Genomic DNA, 17,785 nt, shown 5'->3' with positions numbered 1-17,785 from the left:
TGGCCATGGTTTGCGCACTTTTATGGTTGCCTATGTGAAATGTCAACAGACCCTAGCCCTCAGGAGTTTTCCTTGGCATTAAAGAATGAAACTGCTCGATGAGCTTACGTCAGGTGTTGTCGGAGTAGTTGTTCTTGAGCGGTTACGTCCAAAGAAACCAGGCATCACTAATGGTGCTAAGCCACCAGTACCGGTTAAGTTTAAGTGCGTTGGCGCATCAATTGACATTACTGGTTTGGGTTGCAAATCGGGAGAAACACCTCTCTTTATTGCCTCGTTCCGCTCTACTTCAGTCTTAATTTTTTGTAAATCAGGGAGGAGTACAAAAATCAATTTAATTAGTTCAGGGGCAATAATTTTTTGGCGTTGACCTGCGCATGATAAGTGAGTATTAACTTTATCATCATAACTTTCAATTAATGGATGCCCATGCTCTATATAATTTCTTAATGACCTTATGGCTTCATAATCGTGCTTTAAGGGTTGGCAAAAATCAGCTTCCTTATAGCCACGGATAGTCTCAAGATGTTGCAGCAGTTGCCCGGCGTTATATTCCAGAGCATCATTTAACACATGATTTTCTTGCAATAAGGAAACCAAATCTTTTTGGTTGACTCCTTGGTTGTATTTATCCCAAGCATCCATAGTCGTATGAGATAAATCGTGGTTAAGATATCCTGCCTGGATTAAGAATCGTTTGATATTATTGGCTGCTTCAACAGTTGCAGCAATTCTTTTTACTGGATTAAGTTGGTGCTGACGTTCAGGTGTTTGTTTCATCTGAGCTACCAGGGCACGAATTGTCGTTAGTCCAGTTAGGCGGTTTTCTTTATCTATCAGACGTTGCTTTGCTGCTTCAACTAACTTTTTGCGCGCTTCAACTCGTTCTTCTTCAGTCGTTGATGGACGAGTGGTGGCTTGGACCATTATTTTAACTATCTGCTCATAGAGCGACCGGTCTGTTTTCTTAAATATGGCAAATGGCTTGAGTAATTGCCCGCGCTCTTTTGTATCGGGTGCGTTAACAGTGCCAGCTAGTATGCCACAGCATGTTTGTTCGAGTTTTTGAGCCTCATCATCCGAAAGCGCATTTTTAAACGTCTCTATGGTTCTTGCTTGTGCATATGCTTGTTTAAATTCGTGTTCTTTTTCCACCGAGGCGCGTCGTTGTGGTACTTCAGCAATCGGGTCGAGCTCCTCTGGCGGTGTTGCCTGTGCTCGTTCAATCTGTAAGACATGATCCCAATATTTAACCGCATCACCATGATAACCACCATAGCGCGCATCACGAAGATCGATGAAATGGCTAATTTTCTCCATTAGTCCAGGCAAATCTTCATTATAAATTTGTTGTAATTTACTTGGTTCTTGCAATAGCTCATCAATAAAATGCTTATTGTGGCTTTCATCTTGATGACAGATAAAATCTCTTAAGTGAATTACCGCTTGATAATCGATGGTTTGATCAAACTCAGTAAAATCAGTATTTTTTCCCGTAAATATTTCGCCCAAGCGTTGTAATTTTCGTAAAAAGGCATGTTGACCAAGAGGTGTTGCAAGACTGTCATGGCTCAGATGATACTCTTGAGATAATAGCGGTTCATTATATTGCTCGGAATTTATAGTCGCATTTACAGAGTTATATCCTAATAAAAGCAGTAATTCGACGAGGAATTTATTTTCATTAAAGTGGCGGGTAATGATGCGCGTTATTGGCAATTTAACCCGATCAATCTTCGTTGGTATTGCCATAGGATCCGAATCTCTTTGCCGATCTTGCTCTACTTGTTGGAAAAATGTATATAAAGCAGGTAGATCCGCGCTAATACTAGTGGCTGCAGATTCAACCAGCTCTTCCCTATCGGAATGTTCCTCAATGAACTTTGCTGCTGCAGAGAGTTTCATCAATGGTTTTATTTCTGCTGATGCCTCACCTAAATTAATGGTGCCTAAATTAAACTTAAATACAATGCCCGCTTCCTTCTCTTTTATAATTCCACCGAGTTGTTCTAGTGTTATCCAATCCAGCGGTTTTAAAAAGCCAACGTATTTTTTCCTTAATGAGCCAGATAAATTAGCAACAATCGTTGACATGCAGTTAATGTACGTTCTTATTTGGGCGATGCGGAAATTATATAAAATATCTTTTTCAAAAGGACTGAGCGTGCCGTTGATAAATGAGGTATCACTGAGATCGTGGTGATAAGTGATTAGATACTTTATTATCATACTAATACATAAAAGTCGGTCCTTATCCGCAGTGGCATTTTCTGTATCGCTTTTTTGGGCAGATTTATGTGGCAATTTCTGAAAATGTTTTTGAATCTCTTCGGCATCTATTTTGAAGTTTGCATCTACCATCGCAGTTATTTGCTCTAGAGCATTAGATATCAATAGGCTCCAGACTTGTTGGTATGTTTCACTAATCTGCGCCTTGGCTTTTTTCAGCGCAAAATGCAAATTATAATTCTTATTTATTATTGCATAATAAATAGGCGTTTTTTTATCATTATCCATTCTATTCACATTAATCGGGAGTGTTTTCGCATGCCATATTAACGTGCAGAGCAACTCGGTAAGTTTGCTATCGTCTGGATCACTGTATTTACACCCCATAAGCAGTGCTTCGTCGTATTTTTGTTGTTTTAATGCATCTAGAAATGTTTGATACCGTTGTGGTCTTATTGCTGTTTTTATTATTTGTTCGCTTTCTTCTATTAAGTCTTTATGCATATGAATCACCACAATGAATATAAATAAGCGTGAATGTTTACGCTGATTAACGAGGTAAGTTGAGTTAAAATTATGCAAGGTAATTATTAAGGAAATATTAACTATAAGGGGGATGAGAGTAAAATAAATTCACAAACAAAATTACTGGTCTATATGTATTCAATATGGAAATTATTTGATACATTCCTGCTGTTTAAATTACATAGAGAAAAAGCCGTGAATAAGGCAACACAAAATAAACTAAATAGTAAATATCCTCATTCCTAACTTGCTTGCTGTGTATTTTTGTGTCAGTATGGCGCTATTGTGATTTTTGTGGGCAAATTTTATGTTAAAAAAACTCTTGGGATTTACTTTAGCTCTTCTTTCTTGTGATGCGCTTGCTGTCGAAACAGTTGATTTATATCAGGCACCACTTAGCAGTTTAAAGCATTTTCCTTTGTTGCAAAAAGCCAAAAAATCAGCGCATGCCAAGGCGAGTTCTACTACAGACAATAATATTTTGCAAGAAGTCAATTTAACCAAAGAAGATTCTAAAGTGATTACCCGTTATCAACAAATGTATCAGGGTATACCCGTTGTTGGTGCGCAAATTATGATTAGCAAAGAGGCGAGTACTAATAACAATGCACAAGTTAATGGTCATTTATTAGATGATATTCAATTAAATACGCGTCCTGCCTTGACCCAACAACAGGCTCTTGAGAGTGCGCAAAAAGCATGGCTTAGTTTTAACCCGCAAGCACCGATGAATACGGAGCAGATGGAATTGCAGATTAGGGCTGGCCAGGGTAATGAATTAACACTTGTGTATCAAGTTTCATTTAAAAGTACGGACAGCAATGGCAAGCCCGCCAGACCGTTCTTTGTTGTTGATGCACAAAGTGGTGCGTTGCTCAAGCAATGGAATAACATTAAAAATTTTGCGGATCATGGCCCTGGCGGTAATGAAAAAGTTAAAGAATACTGGTATGGCCAAGATGGTTTACCGGCTTTAGAAGTGGCGCAAAATGGGACGGTTTGTACGATGGAGTCGTCTAAGGTTAAATTAGTTAACTTAAAATTTGCCTGGGATTGGTATAATCTCTTAGCCACGCCTTTTCAATATTCTTGCAACAATAACAGTGAAGATCGCATTAATGGTGCTTTTTCACCAGCAAATGATGCTTATTATTTTGGGCATACCATTGTGGATATGTATCAGGAATGGTATGGCGTCAACGCCTTACAACATCCAAATGGGACGCCAGCACAGTTGGTGATGCGGGTGCATTTTGGTCAGAATTATGATAACGCCTTTTGGGATGGACAATACATGTCCTTTGGTGATGGTGCTGATTTTTATCCCTTGGTATCGTTGGATATTGCCGGTCATGAAGTGACACATGGTTTTACTGAGCAACATGCAAATCTAGAATACCATGATGAGTCTGGTGCACTTAATGAATCCTTATCGGATATGGCCGGACAGGCAGCGCGCGCGTATCTGTTGGAAAAATTTCCACAGCTTTACAATAGAATGTACTTAGAGCCTAATGTGGTTACTTGGGGGATTGGTGAAACAATCGTGCGTGACTCTTTGGGCAAAGCGTTACGTTTTATGGACTTGCCCTCTTCGGATGGCAGCTCGGCAGATTGTTTGGATAAAGCGTTAGCACAAAGTAAAGGCGCTTATTGCGCCATCAGTTATGCTGATGTCGTTGCTTTTGCTAATGCGAATATCCCCAGCCCGCAAGACCGCCAAAGTTTTATTGTGCATACAGCCAGTGGCATATTTAATAAGGCATTTTATTTATTAGCCCAAAATATCGGCATTAAAAAAGCGTACCATATCATGGTTATTGCCAACAGTAAGTATTGGACACCAACCACCGATTTTACCCAAGGTGCTTGCGGCGTACTGTATAGTGCCCGTGATTTGGCTGTTGATATCAGTGCGCTGAAAACGATCTTTGCCCAAGTAGGCATTGATACTGAGAGTTGTTCTATTTAATTAAAGTTTTGAGCAGGCAATGTATTTACATAATTCACAAAGTTTGTTTTTTGGTCTAAATGTTGTTTGCTGATCAAGATAATTAGTATATAATTGGCATGCAATTTTTATGTGGTTGCTCTTGTTGTCAATTATTCATTTAGGTTGGGAGCCGAATGGTCATCTATTCAATTATTCTAGGCATACTGCTATTAAGCTTGCTTTGTGTTGCCGTGATGGTTATTAAGCTTGCTCGTCAGCCTTTTGAAGCCTTATCTGTATCACAATACATTAAGTTAAGTGTAAGTGGGGTTATTGCCTTCATTGCGGATACCTTAGGCGTAGGTAGCTTTGCGGTTAATGTTGCTTTAGCCAAGTTAATGGGGACGTTTAATGATGATGAGATGCCCGCGGTAAACAATGGCGCACAGGTGATTCCTGGCACTATAGAATCCTTATTTTTCATCAAGTTAATTGATGTTGACCTAACCACCTTATTAACTTTGGTTATCGGTACTTGTGTTGGCGGTTTGTTGGGTGGTTTTGTCGTTAGTCGTCTTAGTAAGCAAGCCATACGCTTGGCGATGATCTGTGCTTTTGCGCTGCTTATTACGCTGTTAATTTCGCATCAATTTAGACTCCTGCCAATTGGTGGAGAATTAACGGCCCTGCATTCGTGGAAATTAGTCGTCGGCTTTTTCGCCTTGGTTGTGTGTGGTGCGCTTACTTCGGTGGGCGTTGGCTTGTTTGTGATGGTGCAAGGTGTGTTATTTTTAATGAATATTTCGCCGGCAGTTGCTTTTCCAATCATGACTACTGCAGGAGCCATGCAACAACCGTTAACAACCTTGGTTTTTTTACAGCAGAATAAAATTCCCTTAAAGAAAACTTTAATTTTAAGTCTTTCCGGATGCGCTGGGGTTTTTATCACCATGCCGTTATTTATGCAATTAACGACTACGTGGTTGCATTCCTTGTTAGTGTTTATTCTGATTTATAATTTCTTTGCCGTAGGGCGCACGTATTTGCGTAATCGTTCTGGCAAGAATTATATACAATCACCTCCTTCTGGTTCATTGGTAGCGGCTGAATAGTCACCTGTAGTATAATCAGTTCCATTTTTATTAGGTAACAGTCATACTATGGATGAGCCAGTCAGTAAGTCACAGAAAAAAAGAGATGCCGATTTTTTGCAAAAAATCGGAGTGAAATTCATCGACCTTAGCTTGGCTAAGTTGGATTTATTGCCTCTTCCCGATAATTTATATAAAGCCATTATTGATGCTAAAGCCATTAAGAGCCATGGGGCGAAAAGAAGGCAGGCGCAGTTAATTGGTAAGCTGATGCGCGCTGCAGAATTTGAAGACATTATTGCTGCTTATGAACGAATTATTGCCGAGGAAAGTGCGGTTACGGCTTCGTTTCATGAAGTTGAAGTATGGCGTGATCGTTTGCTTAATGAGGGTAAGGATGCGCTGACGGAATTTATTGCTGCGTATCATCCTGAAGAAGTACAGCAATTAAGACAATTAATTAAAAAAGCGGTTGATGACCAACAAAAAGAAAAAAATACCGGTGCTGCTAAAGCTCTTTTTCGTTATTTAAGGTCTTGCATAATATGACTTATTCCTTGTTCGTAAGCTGTCCGCGAGGGCTTGAATACCTATTAGAAGCAGAGGTCAAGGCTTTAGGTTTATTGGTTACACGTGTTAGCCCACAAGGCGTGTATGGCGAAGCCAGCTTGGCCACCGCTTATCAATTATGTCTGTGGTCAAGAATTGCGAACCGTGTCCAGCTAATTCTTTTTAGCGGCTATGCCGGCAATGAGCAGGCACTGCATCAGCTGTGTACGGAATTTCATTGGCAAACAGTTTTTAGCCACGATAAAACGCTGGCTATTGAATTTCATGGCGCCTCGGATCATATACGCAATACGATGTATGGCGCCCAGGTAGTTAAAGATGGCATCGTTGATCATTTTCGTCGTTTAAATGGTTCACGACCATCTATTGATAAAGAAAGGCCACAAATTTTAATTCATGCCTATTTAAAAAATGATGAGCTTACAGTGAGCTTTGATCTGGCTGGATACAGCCTGCATCAGCGTGGTTATCGTACTCAAGCAGGAATGGCTCCGCTGAAAGAAAATGTCGCGGCGGCCTTATTGCTGCGTGCTAAATGGCCTGAGTTGGCGGCGCAAGGCTATGCGCTGCACGATCCTTTTTGTGGCGCCGGTACTTTGGTAATTGAAGCGGCAATGATGGCAACTCATGTTGCTCCAGGTTTATTACGTCAGGATCAGTCCGTGCAATATTGGGCACAGCATCAAGAGTCCCTGTGGGAGAAATTGCGTGCTGATGCTTTGCAACAGGTTAAATCTTTGCCGGTGAGCTTGTTGGGTACGGATGCTGATCCTAAAGCCATAGCGATCGCGCGCGCAAATGCTCAACGTGCCGGTATTGCGCCTTTAGTCGAATTTAAGACCTTAGCGATGCAAGAAATACAGGCAACTGCCACCAAAGGGCTATTGGTCTGCAATCCTCCTTATGGTGAACGTTTAGGCGATACCTCTCAGCTGGTACCTGTATATCAACAGTTGGGTAAAGCCTTGCATGAGCACTATCAAGGCTGGAAGGCGGCGGTGATTACATCAAATCCCATATTAGCTAAAGCTATGGGTTTACGTTCTAATAAACAATATACCCTGTATAACGGTGCATTAGAGTGTAAGTTATATTGCTTTGAACTTAGTGCTGGTAATGCATTAAAAGGTGCTATGGATGCTCCTTTATCCGAAAATGCGCATATGTTATTAAATCGCTTAGAAAAAAATTACCGTCATTTGCACAAGTGGGCGCAAAAAAATCATATATCCTGTTATCGTGTTTATGATGCTGATTTGCCCGAATATGCTTATGCTATTGATATTTATAATGATTATGCGGTTTTACAAGAATATGCTCCTCCGGCAAGTATTCCTGCTCATAAGGCTGAAAAACGCAGTTTGGAAGTCATGCAAGTTGTACCTCGCGCTTTGGGTTTTGCTGTAGATAAATTAGTGGTGAAAAAACGCAAACAACAAAAGGGCAGTGAGCAATACCAAAAAATGGGGCAAACCCGGCACACCATGATTGTGACTGAGGGGCAAGCTAAATTGAAGGTAAATCTTTATGATTATCTGGATACGGGGTTATTTCTCGATCACCGTCCTTTGCGCCTAAGTTTTGCCAAATTAAAGCCTGGAACTCGTTTTCTTAATTGTTTTTGCTATACCGGTAGTGCCAGCGTTCATGCGGCTTTAGCGGGTGCCATAACTACGAATGTGGATCTATCCAATACTTATCTTTGCTGGGCAGAGGATAATTTCAAATTAAACCAGCTTGATTTAGCGCGCCATCAATTTATCCAGTATGATTGTCGTGAATGGTTGCGCATGACCCGTGATCGTTTTGATGTGATTTTTTTAGACCCACCGAGTTTTTCTAATTCCAAACGCATGACGGATACTTTAGATATTCAACGTGATCATGGGATGTTAGTGACGGCAGCCATGCGCTTGTTGAATCCGGGTGGAGTTTTATATTTTTCAACTAATTTTCGGCAATTTAAATTAGATCCAGAGCTTAGTGAAAAGTATGCAGTGCAAGATATTAGCGCCGAAACCATCGATCAAGATTTTAAACGCAATAGCAAGATTCATTATTGTTATAAAATCATGATGCAGCAATTCGCCTAATTTAGTGCTCACGTTGGTTGGGGCATTTGTCCCAACCAACAAATTTGTGGCCAAATTACACGTTGTCTAAATTGCTAGCTGCGCCGCCATGAATTTGGGCTTGCAATGATTTCATATAACCCGCCATGAAAAAAAGCTCGGCAACCAAAAATAGCGGGGCAATGAGCGCCTGGCATAAATTATCCATAAACGCCGGTTTTTTTCCTTCCAAATAATGGCCATAAAATTGTAATGCCCAACCCACGACAAAAGTAATGATGAACATCCATACCCCTAAAGTTGTCGGACCTTCTGCACTAAACCAGTGCGCTATCCATAAGAGAAACAGCATAATTGGTGTCAGCGCCAAAGCCAATTTCCAATTTAAGAGGAAATAATAAATTAATAGAGCGATGGTTGCGAACCAAGCCAGATTGCTGGCAAAAACACCAGGGATAATAATTTGGACAAAACCTAACAGGATCATGAGTGAAAGAATAATGAGTGGTACACCGGCCATATGGGTGTAACGGGTCATGATGTTTTGGTGGTAGGTGGCGTAAAATTGTGCCTGTTCGATAAATGGTTTCATGTTAAAAGTCCCTTAAGTTGATTCTTAAAAACATAGCACATTATTGTAAAAAGACGTAATTTTGCTGTGCTTAATTTATTTAAGTATCAAAGGTATAGGTTCCTACCATATACAAAACATTGCCATTGCTTGAGCTCCCGGGAATGTAGGCGGCTTTTACTGATATTTTTTTAAAGAAGATGCCCGCCCAGGGGACTGCACCTGGAAAAGGAATGTTATGCATGATGTCAGGACGGGCGGTTATTAAAATGGAATAACCAAGACCTGCTTTGAAATTTTTAGTAAATGAGGTTACAAATAAACGGGCATAGCCAATGGCCGGTTCGACGTTTTTATGTGAATCAAGAAAGGCGAAGGCATATAGGCCATGCCAGTTGCCTTTTTCATCAAAAAAACCCTTACCTACGCCGCCGCCCCAGGCTAATTCATTGTATTTTTTCCTCTGTAAGCGTTTGCGGCTATAGGTGTAACGGTTATGCCAGGCATATCCGGATAGATAAAGTTCGGTCTTGCCCTCGTCCCAAATTTGGTGCAAGCGCTGGCAAAAAGGTTTAAATAAAGGAAGCCAGTAGGAGCAGTTTTGCTGTTCTTCGGCGGCAAATGTTTCCAAAGAGAGCAGCAGTAACAAGCCAATAATTATCTTTCTCATTCAGTTTTTAACCTATGACTTTGCTTAATATAAACTAAAAGCATAGCTATTGATTCAATTTTTGCTATTTTATGTTGGCAAAATTTTTGCTTAAATAATAATGAAGGTTACAAAATCGAGAGCATACTAACATGGACTTGTTTCGCAAAAAAGAGATAAACGTATCAATAAAGGTAGAATCGCGTTTAACTAAATGCCTCACCGCTCTTGATCTGACTTTCTTTGGTGTCGGCGCAATTATTGGTGCTGGGATTTTTATCCTGACCGGAGTTGTTGCGGCAACTCAAGCTGGTCCAGCAATCGTTTTTTCTTATATCTTAGCCGGTGTTGCCTGTGTCTTTGCCGCTTTATCTTATGCTGAACTGGCATCATCTATTGGTGGTTGTGGTAGTGCTTATGGTTATGCCTATGCTAGCTTTGGTGAATTGATTGCCTGGATTGTTGGCTGGGATTTATTGCTGGAATATGCCATTTCTGTTTCTGCTGTTTCGGTGGGCTGGAGTAGTTATTTTGCTGATTTTCTTGCGGCAGTCAAAATGCCGATTCCTTCGCTCTTGCTCCATGGTCCTATCGCGGGTGGTATTTTAAATGCGCCAGCAGTGTTTATCATTGCTACCTTAACCGCCTTATTGATTATGGGCGTGAAATCAAGCTTGCGCATTAATAATCTTATCGTAAGTATCAAACTTTTAGTTATTTTGCTCTTCATCGTGATAGCTTCTACAGAAATCCACGTTGCCAATTGGTTTCCTTTTATGCCTTTTGGTTGGCATGGCGTGATCAATGGTGCCTCATTAATCTTTTTTGCTTATATTGGTTTTGATGCGGTATCCACAGCGGCAGAGGAGGCAATTAACCCTCAGCGCGATTTACCAAGAGGGATTATCGGCTCGTTAATCATTAGTACAGTTTTATATATTATCGTGGCAGGCTTATTAACGGGGATGGCGCATTATAGCACGTTAAATGTAGCCTCACCGATCAGTAATGTCTTATTAACCTTAGGATATAAGGTCGCCGCAAGTTTTATTAGTGTTGGTGCTATTGCTGGGCTTACTACGGTGATGCTGGTATTATTTTATGGTTTAACACGCATTCTTTTGGCCATGTCACGAGATGGTTTATTGCCCAAATTTATTGCTAAAACCAGCAAGAATCACCATAGTCCAGCACGGATCATTCTCTTGTGTGGTCTACTCATGGCCTTACTTTCAGCATTTACTCCCATCGATATTTTGGCTGAATTAGTGAATGTTGGTACTTTATTTGCCTTTATTATTGTATGTATTGGTGTTGTGTATTTGCGCTATAGCCAACCACATGTAGAACGGCCTTTTAAGGTACCTGGAATGCCTTACATTCCTCTTTTAGGGGCGCTAACCTGCTTTTATTTAATGATTCATTTGCCTTGGGTAACCTTAATTCGTTTTGTGGTATGGATGGTTTTGGGATTGCTTATTTATTTCACCTACAGTCGAACATCTAGTGTTTTGGCAACAAATAAAGAATAAGACCTTAATTATTAGATATCATGGAGTATCAATGCTGCAGCAACCATTGCCGCAGCGGGAACCGTGAGCAACCATGAAAAGAATATTCTTCCTAGAATACGCCAATGCGTGCTATTGGTGCCATTAGTTAAGCCTACGCCAGCAATGGCGCCGGTTACCGTATGTGTTGTTGAGACGGGTACGCCATAGTGAGTTGCTGTAAATAGCGCGATGGCCGCACCTGCTTCAGCTGCACAGCCCTTCATCGGATTGAGTTTGGTTATTTGGGTACCCATGGTATGTACAATGCGCCAGCCACCGGCTAAGGTGCCAAGACTGATTACCGTTTGGCAGGAAATAACCACCCAGAATGGGACGTAAAAAGGGCCTTCAATCCAGGCTGATGAGAATAATAACAGGGCAATAATTCCCATTGTTTTTTGGGCATCATTGCTGCCATGCGTTAGACTGAGCATGGCTGATGTACCTAGTTGTGCTCCGCGAAATAGTTTTTTTAGTTTGAATTTGTTTTTCTTGCGGTGAGTGAGTTTATTTAAATAATAGGTTAGTAGTAGAGCCACCAGTAAACCAACGATGGGTGAGATAATAATACCTATCAGTACTTTGGTAAAACCTGAAATTTTCAGTGCCGAAAATCCTCCTTTAGCAATGGCGGCACCGGTTAATCCGCCAATGAGAGCATGGGAAGAACTGGAGGGCAATCCATAATACCAGGTCACTAGATTCCAGAATATTGCACCGAGCAAGGCCGCTAAAAGAAAATGCGCATCAATCAGCTGTGCGTCGATCAAGCCCTCACCAATAGTTTTTGCTACGGTTACATTAAATACTAAAAAAGCAATAAAGTTAAAAAATGCTGCCCAGATTACCGCTTGCCTCGGTGTGAGTACTTTTGTCGTGACAATGGTTGCGATGGAGTTTGCCGCATCATGAAAGCCATTAATAAAATCAAAAATAAGGGCAACCAAGATAACAAATAGCGTAAATAAAGTCGCGTGATCCATGCTTAGAGTACTCCGTGGAAGTCCATCAGGGCTGCTGATGAATCAGGATATCTATAGGTAATAGCTACTGGTAGTCATCAATTTAGAAACCATATTCATCAATAGTTTTATTGGATAAGGCAATTCTATGCCCCCTGCATTTACAGCCGCCGTTGCATGTTGTTCTTCATCTTCGCGCATTTGTTGCAAGATAGCTTGTGATTTTTTATCATGAACCGGTAATTTTTGTAAATGCTGTTGTAAATGAGCAGAGACTTGGCGCTCTGTTTCAGCAACAAAGCCTAAACTGATTTTATCGCCGGCAAAGCCCGCCAGTGCGCCCAGTAAAATAGAACCGCTATACCAAAGAGGATTGAGAATACTGGGTTTAGAGCCTAATTCATGGAGACGTTCTTCGCACCAGGCTAGATGATCGGTTTCTTCTGCCGCCGCATCACTCATTTGTTGTTTCACATGTTCTAAGCGTGCGGTTAATGCCTGGCCTTGATACAGTGCCTGTGCGCATACCTCGCCAGCGAGATTGACGCGCATTAATCCCGCCACATGTTTTTTTTCACGAGCGGAAAGAGTGCTGTCATTAAGCGCAATTGCTGGAGAATTACGGGTGCTGGCACGTTTTTTGGGGGGCAAAATCGTACGCAGCGCGTTATCAACTTCGGAGAGTAATGTATCAAGCAAGGTCTTAGTGCGCATAGTAATCATATTTTTAAGGATGTTGCCTTATATTATCTGGAACTGGCTTAGGATTGAAGTCATTCTCTGCTCTTTTCATTGGGTGGCATAAAGTATGCATATTATTATAATGGTAGATTCGATGTTGCTTTAAAAAAAGCGAAAAGTGTTAATTTTCGGCACATAGAGTATAATACATCTGTACGGCGGGCTTAATAAAAACAAAGTAGGAGTTCTTTTTGAAAAAAGAATTATTTAATTGTTATCTAATCGGGGACGATCAACTAGTATTGGAATGTGCGGAAATCATTTTGTCTTATAATCACCTGATATTAGGTATTATCTCGTCTTTTCCTGCCGCAGAACAGTTCGCAGCACACAAAAAAATCCCTCATTTTAAAAAATTTTCTGATGCGCATCCGGTATTGTCCATAACTGCTTTTGATTATTTGTTCAGCATTGTGAATGGCGTTATTCTGCCGGCCTCTTTGCTCCAACAGGCTAACTGTTTGGCAATTAACTACCATAATAGTCCTTTGCCTAAATACGCCGGTTTGCATGCACCATCCTGGGCCATTTTAAATAATGAAAGCAGCCATGGCGTTACTTGGCATACCATGGTTGAAGAAATTGATGCTGGTGATATTTTAAAACAAGCCTTTATTGAAATAGAACCTGACGAGACTGGATTAAGCCTTAGCGTGAAATGTTATCAGGAAGCGCTCAATACCTTTAAAGAATTAATTTATGATCTTACTTGGCAACAGCTTGCTGCCATACCACAAAATTTAAAACAGCGTAGTTATTTTGATTATTATAAAAAACCTCGTCATGGTGGGTGGATCAGCTGGCATGAGTCGGCAGAAACCATTGAGCGCATGTGTCGCGCGCTTAATTTAGGCCATCATTATCACAATCGGTTGGGATTGCCTAAATTTAATCTGGGCACGGATTTTTTTCTCGTTACGCAGGCTCGCATGATTGCTGTACATAGCAATGCCGCACCAGGTACTTTGTTAAAGTTAACTGCAGATTATTGGCAGGTTGCTACCAAAAATCAAATAATTCAATTAGAACAGCTCATACCCATCCACACGAACGCACTAAGTACTTTAAGCGAAATTGCGCATCACTATGATTTAACGGTAGGCTCATCACTTTCTTCAGAAGCGGAACTGAGTTTATTGGAGTATGAATATATTGCTGAAATGTATGCAATTCATGAGCTATTTTGGGTGCGGCAGGTGAAACATTTTAACCCGGCAATGCTTCCTTTTCAGGCATTGGCTGTTCCTAAGGATAATTCTTTGGAGTGTTTGGTTAGCTTTGATGTGGCGGAACTGTTCTTATCTTCTGACAGTGAGTATGTGGATAAACAGGATTATTTAATTCTGGCGGCTTTATTCATTTATTTGTGCCGTCTAGGAAATAATGGACGTTTTGGTCTTGGTTTTTCACACCCTAAATTGCACCAATTGCCAGAGAAAATTGCGCCGTTATTTTCTAAAATAGTGCCTTTTTCGCTGCCTATTGATGAGCAATTAACCGTAGAAGAATTAGTGGTTGATTTTTTTAAGCAAGTATCTCTAATTGATAAACATTTAAGTTTTGCCAATGATATTTATTATCGTTATCCGGAATTATCAGCAACCATAGAATCCTTTTACCCCATAGCCGTGATTTTCGGCAATGAAAAAGAGCTTAGAAAACAAATTCATGAACTTAATGCATCTATTATTATTAGCATTTCGCACAACTATAAAATACAATGGTATAGTCGTGATAATTGTTCAGATCTGCGTCGGATAATTGAAAACAGCGTACAACATTTGCCTATTTTGCTGCGAGAGATGCTCGCACGGCCAACCTGCACTATTCTAAAATTGCCACTGCTTTCGCCACAAGAACAAGAGCAGTTAATTGTGACTTGGAATCAAACACAAACCCCATACCCTAGGAATAAAAATGTAGTGACGTTGTTTGGTGAACAAGTACAAAAAAATCCAGCAAAAATAGCTTTGGTTTCTGAGGGAAAGGCACTTTCTTATCGTGAATTGCAAAAGCAAGCGAATCAACTGGCTTACCAATTACAAAAAGAAGGGGTTTTCCCAGGTAGTCATATTGCGATTTGTACGGATCAGAAAATTGATTTAATCATTGGGCTAATTGCTGTTTTAACATTAGGGGCGGCTTATATTCCGATTGACATTAATTATCCTGCAAATCACATCCAATTCATTTTAAGTGACAGTAATGCTACCTTGGTACTAACTTCAGAAGCCATAAAACATAAAATCCAGATTTGTTGTGCTAATCAAGCGGTACCTTTATTAATTTTAGATCAGTTAATCAGCAATCCACTACCTAAAACGCCATTTGATTTCAATGTAAGTATTAGGCCAGATGATCTGGCTTATATTATCTATACCTCCGGAACTACCGGCAAACCCAAAGGGGTTATGGTTGCGCATAAAGGCATTAATCGCTTAGTAAAGAATACAAATTACATAAAAATTACGGCTAAAGATCGTATGGCACATGCGGCAAGCATTGGTTTTGATGCCGCAACCTTTGAAATTTGGGGGGCTTTGTTAAATGGAGCCACATTGATCGCGGTGCCGCATACGGCTTTGCTTAATGTCAGCCAATTTAGCGAATTTCTGCTTGAGCAAAAGATTAGTATTTTATGGTTAACCTCTGCACTGTTTAACGAATATGCTTTCGCAAATCCAGCTATGTTTCGTATGCTGACGTACCTTTTGGTTGGTGGTGATGTATTAAATGCAGAGCGAATCATGAGTGTGCTTTATGCGGAGCAAGGTGCGCCTAAATACATGCTCAATGGTTATGGACCGACAGAAAATACTACCTTTACCACCTGTTATCCTATTAGCCCTAAAAAGGAGGGTTATCTTTCAATTCCGATAGGGAAACCAATTGCAAATACCACGGTTTACATTCTCGATAAAGAATTACAACCGGTACCTGTTGGCGCGCCAGGCGAATTATATACTGGTGGGGATGGGGTGGCACTTGGGTATTTAAATCGCCCGGAGCTTACTGCCGCAAAATTTATCCCTGATTTATATAATGACAATGAAGGATTGCTCTATAAGACCGGTGATATGGTGCGCTGGATGCCCGATGGCACCATTGATTATTTGGGGCGTTATGATAATCAAATTAAAATTCGTGGTTTTCGGGTCGAGCTTGAAGCCATCTATACGGTTTTGCTGCATCATGATGCCATGAATCAATGCGCCGTGCGTATTGTTGAAAATGAACGGCAGCAAAAATTTATTGCCGCATACATTATTCTTAATGATGAAACTGCAATCATTGATATTCAACGTTACATGGCAGAACATTTGCCGCAATATATGATACCCTCGTTTTTTATTAAGATAGACAAAATTCCACTCACCTTGAATGGTAAGGTTGATTTTGCACAGTTGCCCCCGCCTAATTTTTCTTTTCATACATTGCACGCAAATTATATTGCGCCCCATACTCAGACTGAAAAAAGCGTGGAAAAAATATGGTGTGCCTTATTTGCCTTAGACCAAATTGGCATTCACGATTCTTTTTTTGATTTGGGTGGCCATTCACTGATGATGACGCAATTGGTATTAAAAATTAAAGAACATGTTCATTATGATTTACCGTTACAACAATTTCTGGACACCCCAACCATTGCTCATTTAGCGCATTTGATTGATAAAAATCGTATTCCAGAACTGAAAACATCTTCGCTCATGCAGCATTGGCATTTTGATACAGAATTAAACCTCATTTTTTTACCTAAAAAAACGCAACCGTTTAATGCGACACCGCAGGCCGTTTTATTAACGGGTGCCAATGGTTTTTTAGGTTCTAGCCTTTTATATCAACTGTATCATTTAACTTCGGCAACCATTTATTGTCTGATTCGCGGCAAAGACGCCGAGGAGGTAAAGCATAAATGGGAGCATACTTTAAATTATTACGCGCCGCAATTTAAGGACGATCCACGCATTCGTTTATTGGCTGGCGACTTGGAAAAGGCTTATTTAGGCTTGTCTATGGAACAGTTTATGGTTTTAGCAGAAACCATAGACATCATTTATCATAATGGCGCTGCGGTCAATCATTTGTACAGCTATGAATTATTACGTGCGGCAAATGTGTTAAGTGTTAAAGAGTTACTAAAATTAGCCACTATGAAAAAACCAATTCCTATTCATTATGTATCTACCTTATCCGCTGCAGGTAATTATACGGATAATGTGAATACCATTATCGAAGATTTTATTTACACGCACCCTAATCCTCCTCCCGGTGATGGTTATAGCCAAACTAAATGGATAGCAGAACAGTTACTGGCCAAAGCACATCAGCAACAGTTCCCCATTAAAATATATCGGCCAGGTTGGATCTTAGGGCATTCCACTTCGGGTATTATTGCACCAGAAAAAAATCATTTACTGATGTTAATTAAAGGCTGTTTGCAATTAGGTTTTGCCCCTGATTGGGATATTGAGTTGGATATTCTGCCGGTAGAATATGTCAGTCAAATGATCGTTAAAACCTCACTCAATAAAAAAATACCCTATAATGTATTCAATTTAATTAATCCGAATAAACTTGCATGGAATGACTTAATGACTTATCTTAAGCAAAGAGGATATCGCCTCTCATTATGTTCGCCTAAAAAATGGAGAGAGCTTCTGGCAAAGGACGCAACGCCTGAAAATGCTCTTTATTCATTAATTACTTTATATATTAATCAGAATGATAATGATTGGATGGATAATTTAAAGAAAATCGCTGCAGCTAATAATCAAAATACACTCCATGCATTTAAAGAAAATAAAATGAAGTTTCCTTTAATAGATCAGCATATGTTAACTACTTATTTTAATTATTTAGAAAAAACCGGTTTCTTGGATATGGATTAA

The 17,785-nt window shown here is 40.2% G+C and carries 11 protein-coding genes; 6 read left to right on the top strand and 5 right to left on the bottom strand.

Annotated features, from left to right (window positions below):
- Nucleotides 1-78 precede the first annotated feature (78 nt).
- Nucleotides 79-2,733 (bottom strand): hypothetical protein, encoded by a 2,655-nt coding sequence (locus LDG_RS02090; RefSeq protein WP_006869458.1) that lies wholly within the window; start codon nucleotides 2,731-2,733, stop codon nucleotides 79-81.
- 328 nt (nucleotides 2,734-3,061) lie between these two features.
- On the opposite strand from LDG_RS02090, the gene LDG_RS02085 reads away from it, so the two are divergent.
- The 4 genes from LDG_RS02085 to rlmKL all read left to right on the top strand — a co-directional run bounded on the left by LDG_RS02085 (nucleotide 3,062) and on the right by rlmKL (nucleotide 8,441).
- Nucleotides 3,062-4,726 (top strand): M4 family metallopeptidase, encoded by a 1,665-nt coding sequence (locus LDG_RS02085; protein ID WP_006869456.1) that lies wholly within the window; start codon nucleotides 3,062-3,064, stop codon nucleotides 4,724-4,726.
- Nucleotides 4,727-4,881: 155 nt separating this feature from the next.
- Nucleotides 4,882-5,799, top strand: coding sequence for a sulfite exporter TauE/SafE family protein (locus LDG_RS02080; protein WP_006869455.1), 918 nt, complete (start codon nucleotides 4,882-4,884; stop codon nucleotides 5,797-5,799).
- A gap of 48 nt (nucleotides 5,800-5,847) precedes the next feature.
- A complete protein-coding gene (gene yjgA / locus LDG_RS02075) occupies nucleotides 5,848-6,327 on the top strand; it encodes a ribosome biogenesis factor YjgA (RefSeq protein WP_006869454.1) in 480 nt (159 codons plus the stop codon).
- Entirely contained in the window at nucleotides 6,324-8,441 is a 2,118-nt protein-coding gene (gene rlmKL / locus LDG_RS02070) for a bifunctional 23S rRNA (guanine(2069)-N(7))-methyltransferase RlmK/23S rRNA (guanine(2445)-N(2))-methyltransferase RlmL (RefSeq protein WP_040534160.1), read from the top strand. The genes yjgA and rlmKL overlap by 4 nt, the downstream gene beginning before the upstream one ends.
- Before the next feature lie 55 nt (nucleotides 8,442-8,496).
- Here rlmKL and LDG_RS02065 read toward each other — a convergent pair whose 3' ends face one another.
- Together LDG_RS02065 and pagP are read right to left on the bottom strand one after the other, a co-directional pair.
- A complete protein-coding gene (locus LDG_RS02065; RefSeq protein ID WP_006869452.1) occupies nucleotides 8,497-9,012 on the bottom strand; it encodes an Mpo1 family 2-hydroxy fatty acid dioxygenase in 516 nt (171 codons plus the stop codon).
- 79 nt (nucleotides 9,013-9,091) lie between these two features.
- Nucleotides 9,092-9,661 (bottom strand): lipid IV(A) palmitoyltransferase PagP, encoded by a 570-nt coding sequence (pagP, locus tag LDG_RS02060; RefSeq protein ID WP_006869451.1) that lies wholly within the window; start codon nucleotides 9,659-9,661, stop codon nucleotides 9,092-9,094.
- Nucleotides 9,662-9,792: 131 nt separating this feature from the next.
- Between pagP and LDG_RS02055 the strand changes: the two genes are divergently transcribed.
- Nucleotides 9,793-11,172, top strand: a complete 1,380-nt coding sequence (locus LDG_RS02055; protein ID WP_006869450.1) for an amino acid permease — start codon at nucleotides 9,793-9,795, stop codon at nucleotides 11,170-11,172.
- Nucleotides 11,173-11,183: 11 nt separating this feature from the next.
- On the opposite strand, the gene LDG_RS02050 is transcribed toward LDG_RS02055, so the two are convergent.
- Together LDG_RS02050 and coq7 are read right to left on the bottom strand one after the other, a co-directional pair.
- Complete coding sequence (locus LDG_RS02050) at nucleotides 11,184-12,176, bottom strand: inorganic phosphate transporter (protein ID WP_006869449.1); 993 nt, start codon at nucleotides 12,174-12,176, stop codon at nucleotides 11,184-11,186.
- Between the two features lie 51 nt (nucleotides 12,177-12,227).
- On the bottom strand, nucleotides 12,228-12,869 hold the full coding sequence (gene coq7, locus LDG_RS02045) for a 2-polyprenyl-3-methyl-6-methoxy-1,4-benzoquinone monooxygenase (RefSeq protein ID WP_006869448.1): 642 nt from the start codon (nucleotides 12,867-12,869) through the stop codon (nucleotides 12,228-12,230).
- 218 nt (nucleotides 12,870-13,087) lie between these two features.
- On the opposite strand from coq7, the gene LDG_RS02040 reads away from it, so the two are divergent.
- Entirely contained in the window at nucleotides 13,088-17,785 is a 4,698-nt protein-coding gene (locus tag LDG_RS02040; RefSeq protein WP_006869447.1) for an amino acid adenylation domain-containing protein, read from the top strand.

Source organism: Legionella drancourtii LLAP12, from assembly GCF_000162755.2.
GTDB classification, from domain to species: domain Bacteria; phylum Pseudomonadota; class Gammaproteobacteria; order Legionellales; family Legionellaceae; genus Legionella; species Legionella drancourtii.
The sequence above is the reverse complement of the archived record's forward strand: the minus strand, read 5'-3'. Positions and strand labels throughout refer to the sequence as shown.

Coding starts and splice junctions, on each gene's coding strand:
- yjgA (WP_006869454.1), top strand. CDS start 5,848: ATGGATGAGCCAGTCAGTAAGTCACAGAAAAAAAGAGATGCCGATTTT.
- LDG_RS02050 (WP_006869449.1), bottom strand. CDS start 12,176: ATGGATCACGCGACTTTATTTACGCTATTTGTTATCTTGGTTGCCCTT.
- rlmKL (WP_040534160.1), top strand. CDS start 6,324: ATGACTTATTCCTTGTTCGTAAGCTGTCCGCGAGGGCTTGAATACCTA.
- LDG_RS02055 (WP_006869450.1), top strand. CDS start 9,793: ATGGACTTGTTTCGCAAAAAAGAGATAAACGTATCAATAAAGGTAGAA.
- LDG_RS02065 (WP_006869452.1), bottom strand. CDS start 9,012: ATGAAACCATTTATCGAACAGGCACAATTTTACGCCACCTACCACCAA.
- LDG_RS02090 (WP_006869458.1), bottom strand. CDS start 2,733: ATGCATAAAGACTTAATAGAAGAAAGCGAACAAATAATAAAAACAGCA.
- pagP (WP_006869451.1), bottom strand. CDS start 9,661: ATGAGAAAGATAATTATTGGCTTGTTACTGCTGCTCTCTTTGGAAACA.
- LDG_RS02080 (WP_006869455.1), top strand. CDS start 4,882: ATGGTCATCTATTCAATTATTCTAGGCATACTGCTATTAAGCTTGCTT.
- LDG_RS02085 (WP_006869456.1), top strand. CDS start 3,062: ATGTTAAAAAAACTCTTGGGATTTACTTTAGCTCTTCTTTCTTGTGAT.
- coq7 (WP_006869448.1), bottom strand. CDS start 12,869: ATGCGCACTAAGACCTTGCTTGATACATTACTCTCCGAAGTTGATAAC.